Source organism: Tunturibacter gelidoferens (genome assembly GCF_040358255.1).
GTDB lineage: Bacteria > Acidobacteriota > Terriglobia > Terriglobales > Acidobacteriaceae > Edaphobacter > Edaphobacter gelidiferens.
In genome coordinates this window covers 1,388,330-1,404,564 of the sequence record NZ_CP132938.1, presented here as the reverse complement: position 1 = coordinate 1,404,564, position 16,235 = coordinate 1,388,330, and the positions used below count along the sequence as shown (strand labels likewise).

The 16,235-nt window shown below is 57.3% G+C and carries 16 protein-coding genes, 1 tRNA gene and 1 pseudogene; 10 read left to right on the top strand and 8 right to left on the bottom strand.

Going from position 1 to position 16,235, the window contains the following annotated elements; translation table 11 throughout:
- Window positions 1-100 precede the first annotated feature (100 nt).
- The gene (locus RBB81_RS06420; protein ID WP_179581179.1) at window positions 101-508 is read left to right on the top strand and encodes a YidB family protein; all 408 of its coding nucleotides are present in this window, start codon (window positions 101-103) and stop codon (window positions 506-508) included.
- 123 nt (window positions 509-631) lie between these two features.
- Window positions 632-1,024 (top strand): LysM peptidoglycan-binding domain-containing protein, encoded by a 393-nt coding sequence (locus RBB81_RS06415; protein ID WP_179581178.1) that lies wholly within the window; start codon window positions 632-634, stop codon window positions 1,022-1,024.
- 675 nt (window positions 1,025-1,699) lie between these two features.
- Here the strand turns inward: RBB81_RS06415 and RBB81_RS06410 are convergent.
- Both RBB81_RS06410 and RBB81_RS06405 read right to left on the bottom strand, forming a co-directional pair.
- Window positions 1,700-3,544: a bifunctional diguanylate cyclase/phosphodiesterase gene (locus RBB81_RS06410; protein WP_353073107.1), complete on the bottom strand. Its 1,845-nt coding sequence runs from the start codon at window positions 3,542-3,544 to the stop codon at window positions 1,700-1,702.
- A 131-nt stretch (window positions 3,545-3,675) separates the two neighbouring features.
- Window positions 3,676-4,686 carry a VWA domain-containing protein gene (locus tag RBB81_RS06405; protein ID WP_353073106.1) on the bottom strand — a complete coding sequence of 337 codons (1,011 nt, stop codon included), beginning with the start codon at window positions 4,684-4,686 and terminating at the stop codon, window positions 3,676-3,678.
- A 363-nt stretch (window positions 4,687-5,049) separates the two neighbouring features.
- On the opposite strand from RBB81_RS06405, the gene RBB81_RS06400 reads away from it, so the two are divergent.
- Window positions 5,050-7,158, top strand: coding sequence for a prolyl oligopeptidase family serine peptidase (locus RBB81_RS06400; RefSeq protein WP_353073105.1), 2,109 nt, complete (start codon window positions 5,050-5,052; stop codon window positions 7,156-7,158).
- 192 nt (window positions 7,159-7,350) lie between these two features.
- The gene (locus RBB81_RS06395; protein WP_179581175.1) at window positions 7,351-7,506 is read left to right on the top strand and encodes a hypothetical protein; all 156 of its coding nucleotides are present in this window, start codon (window positions 7,351-7,353) and stop codon (window positions 7,504-7,506) included.
- Window positions 7,507-7,558: 52 nt separating this feature from the next.
- On the opposite strand, the gene RBB81_RS06390 is transcribed toward RBB81_RS06395, so the two are convergent.
- The 4 genes from RBB81_RS06390 to RBB81_RS06375 all read right to left on the bottom strand — a co-directional run bounded on the left by RBB81_RS06390 (window position 7,559) and on the right by RBB81_RS06375 (window position 9,721).
- A complete protein-coding gene (locus RBB81_RS06390) occupies window positions 7,559-7,963 on the bottom strand; it encodes a nuclear transport factor 2 family protein (protein WP_353073104.1) in 405 nt (134 codons plus the stop codon).
- Window positions 7,964-7,994: 31 nt separating this feature from the next.
- Window positions 7,995-8,678, bottom strand: coding sequence for a phosphoribosylanthranilate isomerase (locus RBB81_RS06385; protein WP_353073103.1), 684 nt, complete (start codon window positions 8,676-8,678; stop codon window positions 7,995-7,997).
- Window positions 8,679-8,711: 33 nt separating this feature from the next.
- The gene (gene trpC / locus RBB81_RS06380) at window positions 8,712-9,515 is read right to left on the bottom strand and encodes an indole-3-glycerol phosphate synthase TrpC (protein WP_353073102.1); all 804 of its coding nucleotides are present in this window, start codon (window positions 9,513-9,515) and stop codon (window positions 8,712-8,714) included.
- 119 nt (window positions 9,516-9,634) lie between these two features.
- Window positions 9,635-9,721: transfer RNA gene (locus RBB81_RS06375), tRNA-Leu, on the bottom strand.
- Between the two features lie 232 nt (window positions 9,722-9,953).
- On the opposite strand from RBB81_RS06375, the gene RBB81_RS06370 reads away from it, so the two are divergent.
- Window positions 9,954-10,211, top strand: a complete 258-nt coding sequence (locus RBB81_RS06370; protein ID WP_179581171.1) for a hypothetical protein — start codon at window positions 9,954-9,956, stop codon at window positions 10,209-10,211.
- A gap of 19 nt (window positions 10,212-10,230) precedes the next feature.
- On the opposite strand, the gene RBB81_RS06365 is transcribed toward RBB81_RS06370, so the two are convergent.
- On the bottom strand, window positions 10,231-10,824 hold the full coding sequence (locus RBB81_RS06365; protein WP_353073101.1) for a response regulator: 594 nt from the start codon (window positions 10,822-10,824) through the stop codon (window positions 10,231-10,233).
- Between the two features lie 267 nt (window positions 10,825-11,091).
- Between RBB81_RS06365 and infC the strand changes: the two are divergent.
- The 5 genes and pseudogenes from infC to RBB81_RS06340 all read left to right on the top strand — a co-directional run.
- A pseudogene (infC, locus tag RBB81_RS06360) lies at window positions 11,092-11,616 on the top strand (translation initiation factor IF-3); the annotation flags it as partial.
- Window positions 11,617-12,171: 555 nt separating this feature from the next.
- The gene (locus tag RBB81_RS06355) at window positions 12,172-12,348 is read left to right on the top strand and encodes a hypothetical protein (RefSeq protein ID WP_179581169.1); all 177 of its coding nucleotides are present in this window, start codon (window positions 12,172-12,174) and stop codon (window positions 12,346-12,348) included.
- A gap of 64 nt (window positions 12,349-12,412) precedes the next feature.
- A complete protein-coding gene (locus tag RBB81_RS06350; RefSeq protein ID WP_179581168.1) occupies window positions 12,413-12,589 on the top strand; it encodes a hypothetical protein in 177 nt (58 codons plus the stop codon).
- Between the two features lie 64 nt (window positions 12,590-12,653).
- Entirely contained in the window at window positions 12,654-12,830 is a 177-nt protein-coding gene (locus tag RBB81_RS06345; RefSeq protein WP_183790350.1) for a hypothetical protein, read from the top strand.
- A gap of 134 nt (window positions 12,831-12,964) precedes the next feature.
- Window positions 12,965-13,843 carry a hypothetical protein gene (locus RBB81_RS06340; RefSeq protein ID WP_353073100.1) on the top strand — a complete coding sequence of 293 codons (879 nt, stop codon included), beginning with the start codon at window positions 12,965-12,967 and terminating at the stop codon, window positions 13,841-13,843.
- Between the two features lie 91 nt (window positions 13,844-13,934).
- On the opposite strand, the gene RBB81_RS06335 is transcribed toward RBB81_RS06340, so the two are convergent.
- Window positions 13,935-15,944 (bottom strand): 30S ribosomal protein S1, encoded by a 2,010-nt coding sequence (locus RBB81_RS06335; protein WP_179581165.1) that lies wholly within the window; start codon window positions 15,942-15,944, stop codon window positions 13,935-13,937.
- Window positions 15,945-16,235 lie beyond the last annotated feature (291 nt).

The following is a 16,235-nucleotide window of genomic DNA, read 5'->3' as shown; positions in this document are numbered from 1 at the left end:
CAGTTGCGAGGATTTTGTCCCATGAGAAATACGTAAATATTTGTGCCGCCCGACGGCGCTGGGGAAAGATCGGTCATATATTGGGTGCGAGGTGAACAACATGGGAATTATGGACATGATTCAATCGCTCGCCGGTCAGACCGGAGCCGCAGCTGGCACCGATCAGGCCAAAGTTGCCGGGGGCTTCATCGAAGCTCTCACCCAGCATCCCGAAGGTATTCAGGGCGTTCTCGACGCCTTCAAAAATAACGGAATGGCCGAGCACGTCAACAACTGGGGAGCCGGTCAAGCCGCCACAGCCACACCCGAGCAGGTTCAGCAGGGACTCGGCGGAACCGGCCTCATCGAAAAAACCGCAGAAAAGGCAGGCGTCTCGCCTCAGGTCGTTCAGGTAGCCCTCGCCACCGTACTTCCCATGGTCATCCAGCACTTCGCCCCCAACGGGCAAGCCACCCCGACCAGCTCCATGGGCAGCATGGCGCAGACTCTCCTTAGCAAATTCGTCTAACCCGCCAGGCTCGCGACTACACTTCGAGGCTCGCAGCTATTTTTACGGAGCGCCGGGGCCACAGCGCTCTCCCCCAACAGCATCCCACAACAGTCAGCCAAGCTGACCAAGGAGAGCCACGCCATGGCAGATCTCGACGCTCTAAAACAGAAGTACGCCGGTGTCATTGAATCCCTGCAAAAGTTCGCCCCCTACGGAGCCACCTTAGACGCGGTCGACCTTGACGGCGAGCAACTCCACATCAAGGGCACCGTTCCCTCCCGAGTCATCCTCGAGCGCGTCTGGGACAGCATCAAAAAAGCGGACCCCACCTACTCCGACCTGCACCACGAGATCGCCAACACTGGCGGCGACACGCAGGCCTACACCGTCAAATCCGGCGACACCCTCTCTGCCATCAGCCTGCTCTTCTACGCCAACGCCAACAAATATCCCGAAATCGCCAAGGCCAACAACATCGCCGACCCCAACAAAGTCTCGGTCGGTACCACCCTTCAACTCCCCGTCATCACCTAGAGACTGTCCTGCCGGACAGGCCTCCTGCGCGGAGGGCCGGCGTTCGCACGCCTTTTTAGAGCTTCGCGTGGTCCTCCCGTTGGTCGGAATCATCTTCGTTCGCGACCAACGGGAGCGCCAAGCGAAGCGGTATACACGCCACGAAGTGGCCGCCACCCGCGCAGGGCGCACTCCCTGGCCAGCCGCTGAAAAGCCCAAATTGCCAGCACCGTAAATACGATCGCCTGCGTCACGTGTATCCAAAACCAATTGTCGGTTCCACTGTCCGGACCAGCCGTCGCGCTGCGTCTACCCTCTTTCCCCCTCCTCCGCCTCCGCTTGCTGCGCAAAACTACGGCTGCAATTTAATCACTTTGCGCTGAGACGGTCTCCTTCGCACGACCAGGATCAAAGATCCTGTCAAGCCCCCTCACCACGAAAACCCGCGCCAATCCAGCAGATTCGCGTGGCGTATCAGTTATGGTCAAACCGCTATACTGAATAGAGATCAAAAAAGCCCCGGCCAACCCCGGGGCTTTCCTAGTGAGGAGGAGAGACATAACCCGTAACCCCTTTGTTTGCCAGAATCTGTAGGCAAACCCTTTGGAATGAGGTTCTTGCGTCTGGTCTCCTCCGGTAAACCATTAAAAATAAAGACTTTACGCGCAGGTAATATGGGGGGGAGGGGGTTACCCATCAACTCGAGATCGTCGAACCCGCCGCCACCTCAACCCGATTTCTGCCCGCAGACTTAGCCTGATAGAGCGCCTGGTCCGCGGCATCTACCACGACGGTCGAAACAGAGTCGTGCCCCAGCGTCTGGGTTGCACAGCCGATACTCACCGTGACCACTCCGCAAGGATTGCCCGAGTGTGGCAGGCCAAGCATCTCGACCGTCCGTCGAATCTGTTCAGCGACCAGCTGAGCGCCCCCGCTGTCGGTGTTCGGCAGCACGACCACGAACTCCTCGCCCCCATACCGGGCAAACAGATCCGAGGAGCGGTGAATCACCTCCTGCGCGGCCACTGCAATCTGGCGCAGGCAGTTATCGCCCAGCACATGGCCGTAGAGATCGTTGTACGGTTTGAAGTGATCGACGTCGATCATCAACACGGAGAGCAGCGATCGGTCACGCATCGCCCTGCGCCACTCTTCGTCCATCTTTTCCTCGAACCGGCGCCGGTTCGCTACGCCAGTGAGCCCATCCGCCATCGCAAGATTCTCCACCAACCGGAAGGTGCGGTTCAGCTCCTCTTCCGCGGCCTTTCGACCGGACACGTCCCGCACCACATTGACGAAACCGATAGGCTCCCACGTCGTCTCGTCGTGATAGAGCCGCATGCTCGCCTCCATCCAGACGTAACTTCCATCCTTTCTGGCGCACCGATAGCTCAAAGTCTCAACCGGCTCACCCTCGCGACATACGCTCATCAAAGCTTCCACCGCGTCGACATCGTCAGGATGAACGATCTGGAGGTGAGTATTGCCGATCAGCTCCTCTGGCCCCCACCCCAGCACGGTGGTCACGGCCGGCGAAACATACCGTCGCGTGCCGGAGAGATCCGAGAGAACGATCACATCATTCGAAGCTTCAGCCAAAAGACGAAACAGCGTCTCACTAGCCGTCAGGTTCACCTGCAGCCGCTCGCGTTCTGCAATCACAACCTCAACCACATAAAGCACCAGCATCGAAACAGCAACGAAGAACTGCAGCAGCAGATCGCCGGTCATCGTCGACCCCGAACGCACCAGCGCGATCGGACCGTGCCCGCGAATGGTCAGGTACCCACCGATGATCGACACAATCAACAACCCAACCGCGGATCCTGCCAATCGCAGACGAGCGCCAAGCAGCAGGAGCACCGGCAGAAGGAGGAACAGAAGAGGGAAACGCGTCTGCCAGAAGACACCGACTGCGACAACGACCAGCAGCGTAAGCAGCCCTGCAACTTCCAGCCTGGATCGACCCGGAAACTGCTCTCTCTCTCGGAACGACAGATACAGCGGCGTCATCACCGCAATCCCCAGAGCATCCGCCACAAACCAGTGTCTGGCTGCGGTAAATCTCGGCAGTGCGTGCAGATTCGTGATGCTCAACTGAGCCAGCACGGAAGCGATTGCGGGCGCGAGCACAACGCCATACAGCAGCAAGCTGAGCAACTGCTTGCGCTGAGTAAGATCGGGGTTAGGCGAGATCGTCCGATACATCAGCGCCGCCGCTATGCCGACCTCCAGCATGTTGCAGCCGGCCAGGTAGACAGAGGTCCAGGGCGCAAACGACAGCGCCAGGTTGAGCCCAAGATCGACAGCAAAGCCAACAGCCAGGTACGCCGTCCACTGCGGTCGCCTTGAACATAAAAGGACGCCCAGCAGAAGGCCGTTCGAAGGCCAAAGGATCGTGACACCGCCGTTGTCCCAGCTTCGAATATTCAGCAGCAGCGCGGCATAGCCCAGGCACACCAGTACCAGCGCGACCGAAGTCAGTCGCCTGAGAGAAGATACGCGATCCTCTATGGTCTCATCGAGAGAACCAATACCCATAACCAGCCCGGAGTCACTCTATCGGCAAACGCACCGTTCCGCTTCATTGCCTAGCATCGGACTCCTAGTATGCTCCTTCCTTGAAATTTCTAATGAAGATGTCGAACCACGTTGTTCAACTGAGTCGGGTTTCAGTTCGTGCTTGCCGCGGCGGAATCCAGCTCGCCGGCAAAATAGCTTTCACGAAAGCGAATTCGCGCCTCAGGATAATCCGGAATCCTGACGCGTATTCTGTGCATCCCTGACGCAGGCTCTCCGTTGGCCTCGGCGTGAGGCTGAAAGCTCAGCAGATAGTAGTTATGCACGTGATTTGAGAGTTGATGGAGCCCTTCGTCGAAGCCTCGCTGCGTGGTGAAGTTGATATACTCGCCGCCCGACAGCGCAGCCAACTCGTGCGCAGCGTTCTTCTTCAACGCGTTGACTGCCATCACGAGAAGACCGATCGGCCCGCTTCCGCCGCCGTACTTGAGATCGCTCATAACCTCTGTCTTTCCTGGGCCGAACGCTACCGAGTCGACGACGGTATTGGTTCGCCCAAGCGCCGCAACTACTTCGGCTGGCTTGGCTGTGCTGCCGTGGTCGCGTGTCTCGCTGATCAGCAGAATCGCGTGGCGATAGTGATTCTGGCGGGCTTCCAGGAGCCTCGTCGCGTACGCAACAGCGTCGAGCGTTGAGGCTTCAGGATCATCACAGGGCTCGAGCTGCGCGAGTGCATGGGCCATCGCGTCTACGCTGTTGGAGAACTTGCCGAGCAGCAGCGGCGCGGAGCCATAGGTGACGATGGCGACCTCACGTGGGGCGTCGCCGGCGATGCCGTCGATCATGGAGCCGAGGCCGCTTAGCTTGGGATACTCGTAGCCGGCGGCGCGGCTGCACTGGACGACGACTACAATAGAGAGACCGAGAGAGTCGGTATCTTCGTCGACGCGGACAGTCTGCGGAACTCCATTGTCTTCAACGACGAACTGCTCTGGCTTGAGCTCGTAGATCATCTCGCCGTGCTTGGTCTGGACGGTGGTAGGGACCAGGACGACGTTGGATTGAGTTTTGAGGGTGTAGCTTTGGTCGTCCGTCGGCGCGGGGGTCTGAGCCAGGGCGGGCAGTGTGGCCGAGAGCAGGAGGACGGGGAGGAGAGGCCGCATGGTTTAAGTCTAACCGGAGGAGATTTTGTACTTTCGACTGAAAAAAATGGTTTGTGGTGAGGTGGTGGCTTTTATTGGGGGTTTTTTGTTTTAAGGGTGTTTTGCGGTGGTGAAATCGTGGTGAGAGTGTGGTGAATTGCGTGGCTGACGTGGTGTTTTAACCGTCGGCTTTCAAGCTCCGAAAAATGCGCCACATTTTTTGACTTTATTTTCACCGCTGGATGTGCGGCGCGAAGATCTTCCCATTTTTGCCCTCTCAATAAAAGGTGAAGTCACCTTCTGCGTTACCTACTTCGGATTTCGTCATCTAATCTATAGTCCGGGGCGGCACCTCTGAGCGCCACATGACCGAAAGTTGACCTGATGACGACGAACTCTGCTGTTGCTTCGCCCTCCCGTGAAACGACCTCAGCTCTCACATACCCGACCGCTCGCAGGGTGGAGCAGACGGACAACTACTTCGGCACCACGGTCAGCGATCCCTATCGATGGATGGAGGATGTTGATTCGTCGGAGTTGAAGACGTGGGTGGACGCCGAGAACGAAGTGACGCAGGCCTACCTCTCGCAGGTTCCGTCTCGCGAGACAATGCAGAGGCGGCTGATGGAGTTGATCAACTTCGAGCGGTACACTGCCCCCGCGCGTCGTGGGACTCGCTATTTCTACTCGCATAACAGCGGGTTGCAGAATCAGAATGTCATTTACTGGCAGGAGGGGCTGGAGGGTGAGCCGAAGGTGCTGCTTGACCCTAATACCTTCTCAACGGATGGCACAGTTGCCATTAGCGGGATGAGCGTCACCGACGATGGATCAATGGCGGCTTACTCCATCGCAGATGCGGGCAGCGACTGGGTGAAGTGGCATGTCCGCGATGTCACGACGGGAGAGGATCTGCCCGACATCATCGAATGGTCGAAGTTCAGCGGGGCCGCATGGCTCAAAGACGGCAGCGGCTTCTTCTACGAGGGCTACGACGCGCCTGAGGCTGAAGCGTTGAAGGCGGCCAACTACTTTCACAAGGTGTTCTTTCACAAGCTTGGCACACCGCAGAGCGAAGACAAGCTAGTCTTTGATCGTCCCGACGACAAGGAGTTGAACCTCGGCGCGCACGTGACCGATGACGGCCGATACCTGGTGCTCTACCAGTCGAAAGGCACGAGTCCGAATAACGAGATTGCGATCAAGGATCTTCAGCAGCCTGACTCCGCGATTCTGCGGCTGATTAAAACCGCTGACGCGACGTACGCGCCGATCAATAACGACGGCACTCTCTTCTGGCTGCTCACTACGCTCGATGCTCCTAACGGCAAGGTCATCTCGATCGACCTGAATCACCCTGAGCGCGAACACTGGAAGACGGTTATTCCCGAGAGCAAGAACAAGCTGAGCGATATCTCGATCATCGACAACACATTCATCGCGAACTATCTTGCTGACGCGCAGAGCCTGATCGAACTTCGCAGTCTTGATGGGCAGTTGATCGAACGGCTGAAGCTGCCGGCGATCGGCACGGCGTACGGCTTCGGCGGACTGCGCGAGGATACTGAGACCTTCTACCAGTTCACCAACTTTACGACGCCAGGTACGATCTACAGGCTGAACATGAAGACGCGCCAGTCGACACTCTTCCGGCAGCCGAAGCTATTATTCGATCCGGCGCTCTATGAGACGACACAGATCTTTTACACGAGCAAGGACGGCACGCGTGTTCCGATGTTCGTGAGCCACAAGAAGAGCCTGGTTCTGAACGGGAGTGCGCCGACGCTGTTGTATGCGTATGGCGGCTTCAATGTGCCGCTGATGCCGGAGTTCTCTTCTGCGCATGTAATGTGGATGGAGATGGGCGGAGTCTACGCACAGCCCAGCCTGCGCGGCGGCGGCGAGTATGGCGAGGCGTGGCACGAGGCGGGAACACGACTGAAGAAGCAGAACGTCTTCGATGACTTCATCGCCGCAGCAGAGTGGCTCATCGCGAACAAGTACACTTCGGCGGCGAAGCTTGCTACCTCTGGAGGGAGCAACGGCGGCTTGCTGGTGGCGGCCTGTGAGCTGCAGCGTCCCGATCTCTTCGGTGCCGTGATCGCACAGGTTGGCGTGATGGATATGCTGCGCTTCGACAAGTTCACGATCGGCTGGGCGTGGAAGGAGGAGTACGGATCTCCTTCAGAGAACGCAGAGGAGTTTGCCGCAATCTACAAGTACTCTCCACTGCACAATATTCTGCAGGGCACGGCTTATCCGGCGACGTTGATTACAACGGGTGATCATGACGACCGCGTGTACCCGGCGCACAGCTTCAAATACACTGCGGCTCTGCAGGCTGCTCAGACAGGCCCGAATCCGATCCTGATTCGTGTAGAGACCCGGGCGGGGCACGGCGCCGGAATGCCGCTCAGCAAAAGGATTGAGGCGACGGTTGACCAGTATGCGTTTCTGGTGAGGGAGCTTAAGGTGGGGGCACTCGGCGAGTAATAACCATTTACGCAATACAGCTTCAGGCACTCGCCCGGAGATTCAAATTATTATTGCGATTTTGCGGCGATACTAAGTTTGTCCCGCTTTCGGGGTATGTCCAACTGCCCCGAGTTTGTGGTGATTCGCGGAGAAATATGAATCCGGGAACAACGTCTACGCGTCTTATATACACGTAGAAAGGTTGCCTGTATGAAGCTGAAAATTTTCATCGGTTTGCTGCTGGCGCTGGCTCCTGCGTTCGCTTCGGCGACACCAAAGCCGCCTACAGCCCATCTACGGCCGCAGTTGTATCACGACCGTTCCCCCAAGGCTCGCATTCACCAGTCGCTTCCACACCACGCTTAAACCAACGTATTCTGCATTATTCGGCAGCTACTGTGGTTGCTCGAACCGGCTACTACGGGTCGAAGCAGTCATAGTTGCGCTGCATGGCAATTCGTTCATCGCGGAAGCGAAAAAACATCGCGAATGAAGCCTTCATCTCTGTGCCGGCGGCCATAGTTCCAAGCGCAACTGCCAGAACTCCAGTCCAACGAGCTTCAACAGCAACTCGGTCGCCTAGAGCCATCTCCGAGATGATCTCGTATTGTTGCTGTTGGAGGATCTTCAGGCCTTGTTCACTGCGTTTTAGGATGTCCTCCAGATCGCTGACCTGCCCGCGGCTGTTGAGATGATTTGGCAACTCAACCTGTCGAACATCGTCCGTAAAAAATCGTCGGAGAGCATCTCCCGCCTCGCCGCTTTGAAGGGCGTTTAGGTAAGCATGGACGACAGAGACATTTTTGCCTTCCACGTTCGTCATTGTTCACCATCTCCTGAATCTTAGATTGTTCCTATGCGGGATCGACCTTCGACTCGCGCGCCTTCTTTATAAATGCAGCAAGCTTCTCTGGGCTCTTCCGGCCCGTCACCGACTCCACACCACTCGCGACATCTATGCCCCAGGGATTGAGATTCTGGATGGCCTCTGATACGTTCTCCGCGCGCAGACCGCCTGCGACGATCAGTTTGAGTTCAGGCGCGGCCTCTTGAAAGATGGCGCGTGCTTCGTCCCAATCGAAGGAGACGCCCGTGCCTCCGAGGGCTGCGCCTACCTTCGAATCAATCAGAACATGATCTACCAGACCGTCCGCCGCAATCCTGCGTAGCTCTGCGGCTACGATCGCCGCGCCGCCACCTTCGGTACCCACCTCCCAGTGAACCGTCTGGATCAGGGAGACTTGTCCGGCGAAGAGCTTGTGGAGGCGATGCAGAAGCGCGAAGTCGACGCCGCTGTGGAGTTGAACGGCGGTGAGACCGGCCTCGTGCGCGGCGCGAGCGATCTCATAGGCGTCAAGTGCGTGGAAGACACCTACGCGCTCGATGGAGGTTGGGAGATGCGGTGTGATCTTTGCGACCTCAGCAGAGGTGATACGACGGGTACTGGGCGCGAAGACAAAGCCGACCGCGTCGGCTCCCAGCTCGGCGGCAAGTTGTGCATCGTCGAGGTTGGTGTTGGCGCAGATCTTAATCCACATGATGTTAGCCTTCTCCGCTCACAGGCCTGCGAATTAGATGTCGGAGGAGTACTCGCGATCCAGTAGGGTGGCGAGCGCGGCGGCGGGGTCGGGTTGCCGCATGAGGGTTTCTCCGATGAGGAAGGCATCGTATCCCGCGGCTCGCAGGCTGGCGATGTCTTCGGCGGTGCGTATGCCGCTCTCGGCTACGGTGATGGCGCTCTTCGGCATCGATGCGGCGAGTTCGTAGAGAACTTCGGTGCGTACGGAGAAGGTGCGCAGATCGCGGCTGTTGACGCCGATGAGGTCGAAGCCCAGAGCGACGGCGCGCTCCATCTCTTCACGGTCGTGCGTCTCGCAGAGGACGTCGAGGCCGCGAGAGCTGGCTTCATCGCGCAGGTCGCGGAGTGCAGCATCGGTGTGCGCGGAGACGATGAGCAGAATAGCATCGGCTCCGTAGGCGCGCGCTTCGAGGATCTGGAAGGGATCGAGGATGAAGTCTTTGCGAAGGCAGGGAATGTGGACGACGCTGGACGCCTGTTGCAGATAGGAGAGCGAGCCTTGGAAGAACTCCTCGTCGGTGAGGATGGAGAGAGCCGCGGCGCCTGAGGACTCGAACGTTTTTGCGAGGGTGGCGGGATAAAAATCGCTGCGGATGAGGCCCTTGGAGGGCGAGGCTTTTTTGATCTCGGCGATGATGGCGGGGCCGGTCTTAGCTGCGGCTTGTAGTCCAGCACGAAAGCCACGCGGGATGTGGGCAGCTGCCATGCTCTCGAGCAGGCCAAAGTCCGCGACCGGCTTGCGAGCTCTTACCTGTAGAAGCGTGTGCGCAAGGATCTGATCAAGCTGAGTGGGCATAGTCCCTTTGCGATGGGGTGCGAGGTGCGCCGACAGTGCGATGGGGTTGGTGTGGAACCACACTCGGCTGCCGTTGGCGGCTACTGAAAGCTGCCTGGCTGCAACCGAGGTTGAAACTTTGGTGCCGAAGGGGGGACTCGAACCCCCACACCCTTGCGAGTACATGGACCTGAACCATGCGCGTCTGCCAATTCCGCCACTACGGCACGGTGTCATTCGCTCCGCACAGGTGGCCGGAGCACGCTAACCGCGAGTCTCTAGTTTTACAAACGCGGGTGCTGCTGTCAATGTGCGGCGAGATCGCGCAGGTACTATGTTGCGAGGGATGGGCGTCCGGAGAAGGATGCTTGCGCATCTAAGTTCTGAGCATGGATCGAGGATTGCGAGTCTTCTCCCCCGGAAACGCGTCTAGACCCAAAGGAAGGCTGACACTCATACATGAACGAAGCGAAGGTTTCCTCTCAGGGCACGAACGTCGAAAAGATTCCGGAAGAGATCTCCGTCGAGATGCGCAGAATCGCACACGACCTGAGCAACGCACTCGAGATCATTGTGCAGACGAGCTATCTGCTCAGCACCGCCGAGCTGAAGGAGCCCGCTTCGGAGTGGCTGCGCATGCTGGATGGCGGCGTGGAAAAGGCAATGAATCTCAACCAGTCGTTGAGGAAATACATCAAAGAACACACGTCCAATTAGTGCCGCTTCAAACTGTTGCTCAGGACTTCGCGCGACGGCGTGCTGGCTTCGTCTTGACGGAGGTCTTCGCCGCTTTTTTGGCGATGGCTTTCTTCGCGACAGGCTTCTTTTGGGCAGCTGTCTTCGCGGTCGCAGCTTTCTTGGGCGGCGTCCTCTTGACGACCACCTTCTTAGCAACTGCTTTCTTTTTGAAAGGTGGCCTAGCTGGCGTTGTCGCGGGTGACGTCAAATTGAGGCCGGCAAGTTTTCGCTCGTGGGAGGCGATCAGGTCTTCGATCTGCTGCAGGAGGATGCGTGTGTGCATGGGCTTGACCAGCAGCTGATCCGCACCCATCTCCTGCCAGTCCTCTTCGGCGACGGGGAAGGCCGTCAACAACGCGACCGCGGGATGATAGTTGGCCGAGCGCGCCGCCTTGATGACCTCGATGCCGGCGACATCGTGCTCCATGCGCATGTCGGTGATCAGCATCTGGTACTCGCGAGTGTGCAGCTTGGAGACGCCCTCGCGTGCGGAGGCGGCGGTATCCACATCAAAGCCGCTGATCTCCAGCACAGCCTTCAGGGTCAGCAGGACAGCGACCTCATCATCGACCAACAGGATACGGCGTCTCATTCGGTTTCCTCTCTGAAGGCTTCCGTGCAAACATACATGATCAGGGCTCCGATGCCAAAGTTGGCGGCGTGATGGCGACAACGGATAGCCTGGTGAAGATCGCGCAGCGAGCGCTGGATGCCCTCTCTTCTTCGCTGATTCCAGAGGGCTTCGTTTCTGAAGTGTTATACTTTTCGTTGCGGTGCAACCTTTCGTGAGATTTGCATCTAAACCCTAACAACGCATAGCGGGTGACGAAACCTGCTGTGGAGGCGACTTATTCCACCAATTGATAAACGTTCCGCCAAGTCTTTTATCCGCACTAACGAACGCATCCGCGCCCGCGAGATTCGCGTCATCGACGAAAATGGCGAACAGCTCGGCGTCATGGCTCCCTTCGACGCCCTCAAAATGGCCCGCGAGCGCTCGCTCGACCTGGTAGAGATCTCCCCTAACGCCGTGCCCCCTGTCTGCAAGATTCAGGACTACGGCAAGTTCCTCTACGAAAAAGATAAGAGCGATCGCGCTGCCCGCAAAAAACAGAAGGTCATCGTCATCAAAGAGGTCAAGTTCTCAGTGACGGTGGACGAGCACGACTATCAGACCAAGAAAAACCAGGCTGTTCGCTTTCTGGGCGAGGGCGACAAGGTCAAAGCCTCTCTGCGGTTCAAGGGCCGTCAGATGGCGCATCGCGATCTCGGCTACAAGATCATCAACCGCCTCATTCTGGATATCGGCGACGCCGGCCTGGTGGAGTTTATGCCCCGCATGGAGGGCACGACGCTGCACGCCATCCTGGCTCCCTCCAAAAAGGCCGAGGCCGTTCCAAAGAAAGCGGCCACACCCGCAGTTCCCTCCGCCAATGCGAAGGCGACTGAACCTGTCACTCCTGCGCCTGCTCAGGCCTGATAAAACCACCCACTTCGCCTCATTTTCAGGGCTGAAGTGGGTGCGCAAAACTTTTCTGCCATCAAAAGTAAAACAAGCCGCGACGAATCCTCGTCCGCTGAAGCCTGTGCTTGTATTTTTCTTCCTTGGTCGCCTTACGCGGGGGATTTATGAACCGGCGACTTCGGCCAGCTGCACTAATCAATAGAAACAAAAGGGTTCTTGTCGTGAGGCGGTGAGAGAGATCACTTCCCTATCAATCTTGGACCTATTTGGGGGCCGGAGGGAGATCGTCAGTCTCGCTAGTAGGCATCACCCATCAGCGTTGCCGGATTCGTTACTTTAGTAATCAAAATTGTTTGATACTTCTGTATATACCTGATTCTATTAGACTTACTCCAGTTTGTATCCTATTGTTACATCATCTGGTTTGTCCAGAGAAATCTTTTTACATAAATACAACTTTGGGGGTATCTCGTTATGAAACATATCGTTCGCGCTTTCGTTGTTGTCCTCGTCCTCACCGGTGCAGTCGCCACCACCCAAACCTCCAACGCTTCCGCCAAAAACAAGATCGTCGCCTCGCGCACCAGCATGCTACCTGTTCCGACCTGCGCTCCAAACGACCCTAACGCCTGCGGCATGGGAACGCGCTAATTCACGCCAGCAGTGAAGAATTACAAGAAGAATCAGCAGATTGCTAGACCAGGAGATTCCAGATATGAAACTCATCGTTCGCGCTTTCGTCGTCGCCCTCGTCCTCACCGGTGTCGCCGCCACCACCCAGACTTCCAACGCCACCGCGAAGAACAAGGTCGTGGTCGCCCGCACCAGCATGCTACCTGTTCCGACTTGCGCTCCAAACGACCCTAACGCCTGCGGCATGGGAACGCGCTAATCGGGGTTAGTAGTCAAGAAAACCACGATTAATCAACAGCTTACAAGATCAAGGGGCCCAATATATGAAACACATCGTTCGCGCTTTCGTCCTCGTTCTCGTTGTCACCGGCGCAGCCGCCACCACTCAGACCTCCAGCGCGTGGACGAAGAACAAGGTCGTCGCCTCGCGTACCAGTATGCTACCAGTTCCGACCTGCGCTCCGAACGATCCCAATGCTTGCGGCATGGGAACGCGCTAACACTATTGGGTAATTATTTGCGCAAAGTCAGGATTAATCCCTTGTGTCGGACCTGGTAATAAGCTAGCCTGTGCTTGCTTTATCAAATAGGTACGATACAGATGAGCGATTTCCTATCCAGTTTGACGGTGCAAATGGATTATCTAGAGCCGGTCTTTTGCGGCATGCTGGTGTTCTTCCTCGTCCGCAGCAAGGCGGCCCGCCAGTTCGGATACCTCGTCGCATTGTTATGTGTGCGACTTACATGTTCGGCTATCTGTCTACCGTTGTTATCTTTGAGCCGACATACCGTTGAAAGACATGCCGCTTATCAGGTTTACTTTTATGTTTACTGGATAAGCTATGCGTTGGAAGCGATCCTATCGCTCCTCCTGGTATATAGCATCTTCAAGCTCGCGATGGCTCCCCTGAAGGGCCTGCAGACTCTTGGGATGCTGGTCTTTCGCTGGGTCGCTGCCATCTCAGTTGCAGTTGCGATCGGTGTAGCCGTTACTCCCCACCTGTCCGGTATCAATTTCATGGTTGCGATGATTACGCAGCTACAGCAGACTTCCAGCATTCTCACGCTGTGCCTGCTGTTATTTGTTTGCTTTGCGATCCGCCCGATGGGCCTTTCTTACCGGAGCCGGATCTTCGGAGTCAGTCTCGGACTGGGCTTTCTTGCGACCACCAGTCTCGTCAACTCCGCGTGGATCGCTCACAACGCCAACATGTACTCTATGTTCAGCGTGATCAACGGCGTTGCGGTTGGTCTAACTCTCCTGATCTGGTCGGCTTACTTCGCCTTTCCTGAGCCGAAGCGACGCATCATCACTCTCCCAACCACATCGCCCTTTCTGCGTTGGAATCAAATTTCGATGGCTTTGGGCGACGATCCTGGACATGTCGCAGTCGGTGGAATCCCTCCGGAACTGTTTGCACCAGCTGAGCTCGAGGTCATGCGTCGCGCCTCTGCCAAGATGGCGACCGGATCGATCGATGCGCCGGCTTCCGTGCACTCTCTCTCCGCATAAAAGGCGCCATCAATCAAGTACCTCTGAAAGAGACAGTAAAAAGGCCGTCCCGTTTTGGGATGGCCTTTTCACTTTGTTGCTCTATTCGAACTTAGTCGCGCTCGGACTCTGAGCGCTTCCAGTTGATCAGGTCGCCGAGCGTGGTGCTGCTGCTGTTGCCCGAAGAGGTGGAGGAAGACGAACCGGAGTTGTTGCCCTTGGGCGACTTCTCGCGCTCCTTGTAGCTCTCGACCTCCGCGCGGCTGGCCTCTTCGCCAACAGCACGGATGCTCAAGCCAACCTTCTTCTCTTCCTGGTTCATCTTGACGATCTTGAACTCATGCTCTGAGTCAACATCCATCGAGACTGGCTTACCCTCGGCATTGATCGCCTCGGAGACGTGGCAGAGGCCCTCGACTCCTTCAGCAATCTCAACGAAGGCTCCGAACTGAGCCGTGCGCAGGATCTTGCCCTTGATGACGTCGCCAACGCGGTGCTGCGCGAAGAACGTATCCCAGACATCCGGCTGAAGCTGCTTGACGCCAAGCGACAGGCGGCGGTTCTCAGGCTCAACGCCCAGAACGATCGCGCGAACCTTCTCGCCCTTCTTCAGGACTTCCGAGGGATGCTTGATGCGCTTGGTCCAACTCAGGTTCGAGACGTGAACGAGCCCGTCGATCCCGTCCTCGATCTCGATGAAGGCACCGAAGTCGGTCAGGTTGCGAACGCGGCCTTCAATGATGGCGCCAGTCGGGTACTTGTCTTCGAGCTGCTCCCAGGGGTTGTCCTGCAGCTGCTTCATGCCGAGCGAGATGCGGCGGTCGTTCGGATTGACGCTGAGGATGATGGTGTCGACTTCGTCGCCGGGCTTGACCATCTTCGACGGATGCTTCATCCGCTTCGACCAGGTCATCTCCGAGACGTGAACGAGACCTTCGATTCCCTGCTCGAGCTCAACGAACGCGCCGTAGTCGGTGACCGACAGAACGCGGCCGCGAACCTGCGCACCGATCGGGTAGCGCTCGGTCGCGTCGAGCCACGGGTCAGGCGTCAACTGCTTGAAGCCCAGCGAGACGCGCTGCTTATCCTTGTCGAACTTCAACACCTTCACCTGGATCTCGTCGCCAACGTTGACGAGGTCGCGGGGATGGGTGAGACGACCCCAGCTCATGTCAGTGATGTGGAGCAGTCCATCGAGGCCGCCCATATCGACGAATGCGCCGTAGTCGGTGAGATTCTTCACGGTGCCAGTCAGGACGCTGCCCTCTTCCAGGGTGGCGAGAGTGACGGACTTCTTGGCGTTCTGGTCTTCTTCAAGAAGCTCTTTGCGGCTGATGACGACGTTGCCGCGCTTCTTGTTGAGCTTGATGACGCGGACTTCGATCTCGGTGCCGATGTAGCCGTCCAGATTGCGGACGGGGCGAACCTCGACCTGCGAGCCGGGCAGGAACGCCTTGATGCCGATGTCAACGGTGAGACCACCCTTGACGCGGCTAAGAACCATGCCTTTGACAGGGGTCTTGTCGTTCGCCGCCTGCTCCAGCTTGTCCCAGACCTTGTGACGGAGAGCCTTGTCATAGCTGACCAGGTAACCGCCTTCGGACTCTTCGCGCTCGACCACAACTTCAACAGTGTCACCTGCCTGGAACTTCGAGACACCATGGATGTCAAGAACTTGTTCCAGGGGGATGAGACCTTCAGACTTAAGCCCGATGTCGACAACAACATGCTTGTCGGTGATCTTGACGACGGTGCCGGTAACGATGACCTCTTCTGCAGTCAGGTTCTGGGCAGCGGCGGACTCGGCGGCCTGCTCGCGATCAAAGTTCGCGAGGGCGGCAGCAAAATCAGCAGCGTCGTAGTTCAAATCATCGTCAGACTCGTCGGCTGCAGCGGTGACCGTGGCAACGGTTCCGTGGTCTGCAGACTGGTGAGCGGCGGCAGCTGGTGCAACATGCTGTGCAGCTTCACTTGACGCGCCGTGGGCGGTCTCATGCTGTTGGGTTGAGGTGGATTCAGAAGACAGGTCTGTGTGAGCCGCTGTCGCTTCGGGCGCTAGGACTTCCGTTTCGGTGGTCAGGGGTTTGCTCTCGTTGTGGTCAGGATTATGGTTTTCTACCATGGTGAATGCGGACTCCGGGATCCAAGAGATTTCTTCCTCTAGAGCAGCGCGTGGGCGGGAGCAATCAGCGAATCCGGGAGGGGAGGCTGGCTGCTTTCTCTATCCCCGCGACAGCTTCGGCAGGATGGAAGGAATCAGGTCTTGCAGAGGAGCTATTGCACTTGGGTCCCACACGCAATAGCTCACTGATAAAGCATAGAACTTTGCATACGGTACGTCAACAAAAGTCGGCCTCTTCGCCTGCATTTTCATCACCATGTCATGCTCGGAACCGGATGAAATTCTTTTGGG

Bases quoted from the DNA above. Each gene is read 5' to 3' on its own strand.
- RBB81_RS06420 (WP_179581179.1), top strand. From the start codon at position 101: ATGGGAATTATGGACATGATTCAATCGCTCGCCGGTCAGACCGGAGCC.
- RBB81_RS06415 (WP_179581178.1), top strand. From the start codon at position 632: ATGGCAGATCTCGACGCTCTAAAACAGAAGTACGCCGGTGTCATTGAA.
- RBB81_RS06410 (WP_353073107.1), bottom strand. From the start codon at position 3,544: ATGGGTATTGGTTCTCTCGATGAGACCATAGAGGATCGCGTATCTTCT.
- RBB81_RS06405 (WP_353073106.1), bottom strand. From the start codon at position 4,686: ATGCGGCCTCTCCTCCCCGTCCTCCTGCTCTCGGCCACACTGCCCGCC.
- RBB81_RS06400 (WP_353073105.1), top strand. From the start codon at position 5,050: ATGACGACGAACTCTGCTGTTGCTTCGCCCTCCCGTGAAACGACCTCA.
- RBB81_RS06395 (WP_179581175.1), top strand. From the start codon at position 7,351: ATGAAGCTGAAAATTTTCATCGGTTTGCTGCTGGCGCTGGCTCCTGCG.
- RBB81_RS06390 (WP_353073104.1), bottom strand. From the start codon at position 7,963: ATGACGAACGTGGAAGGCAAAAATGTCTCTGTCGTCCATGCTTACCTA.
- RBB81_RS06385 (WP_353073103.1), bottom strand. From the start codon at position 8,678: ATGTGGATTAAGATCTGCGCCAACACCAACCTCGACGATGCACAACTT.
- trpC (WP_353073102.1), bottom strand. From the start codon at position 9,515: ATGCCCACTCAGCTTGATCAGATCCTTGCGCACACGCTTCTACAGGTA.
- RBB81_RS06370 (WP_179581171.1), top strand. From the start codon at position 9,954: ATGAACGAAGCGAAGGTTTCCTCTCAGGGCACGAACGTCGAAAAGATT.
- RBB81_RS06365 (WP_353073101.1), bottom strand. From the start codon at position 10,824: ATGAGACGCCGTATCCTGTTGGTCGATGATGAGGTCGCTGTCCTGCTG.
- RBB81_RS06355 (WP_179581169.1), top strand. From the start codon at position 12,172: ATGAAACATATCGTTCGCGCTTTCGTTGTTGTCCTCGTCCTCACCGGT.
- RBB81_RS06350 (WP_179581168.1), top strand. From the start codon at position 12,413: ATGAAACTCATCGTTCGCGCTTTCGTCGTCGCCCTCGTCCTCACCGGT.
- RBB81_RS06345 (WP_183790350.1), top strand. From the start codon at position 12,654: ATGAAACACATCGTTCGCGCTTTCGTCCTCGTTCTCGTTGTCACCGGC.
- RBB81_RS06340 (WP_353073100.1), top strand. From the start codon at position 12,965: ATGGATTATCTAGAGCCGGTCTTTTGCGGCATGCTGGTGTTCTTCCTC.
- RBB81_RS06335 (WP_179581165.1), bottom strand. From the start codon at position 15,944: ATGGTAGAAAACCATAATCCTGACCACAACGAGAGCAAACCCCTGACC.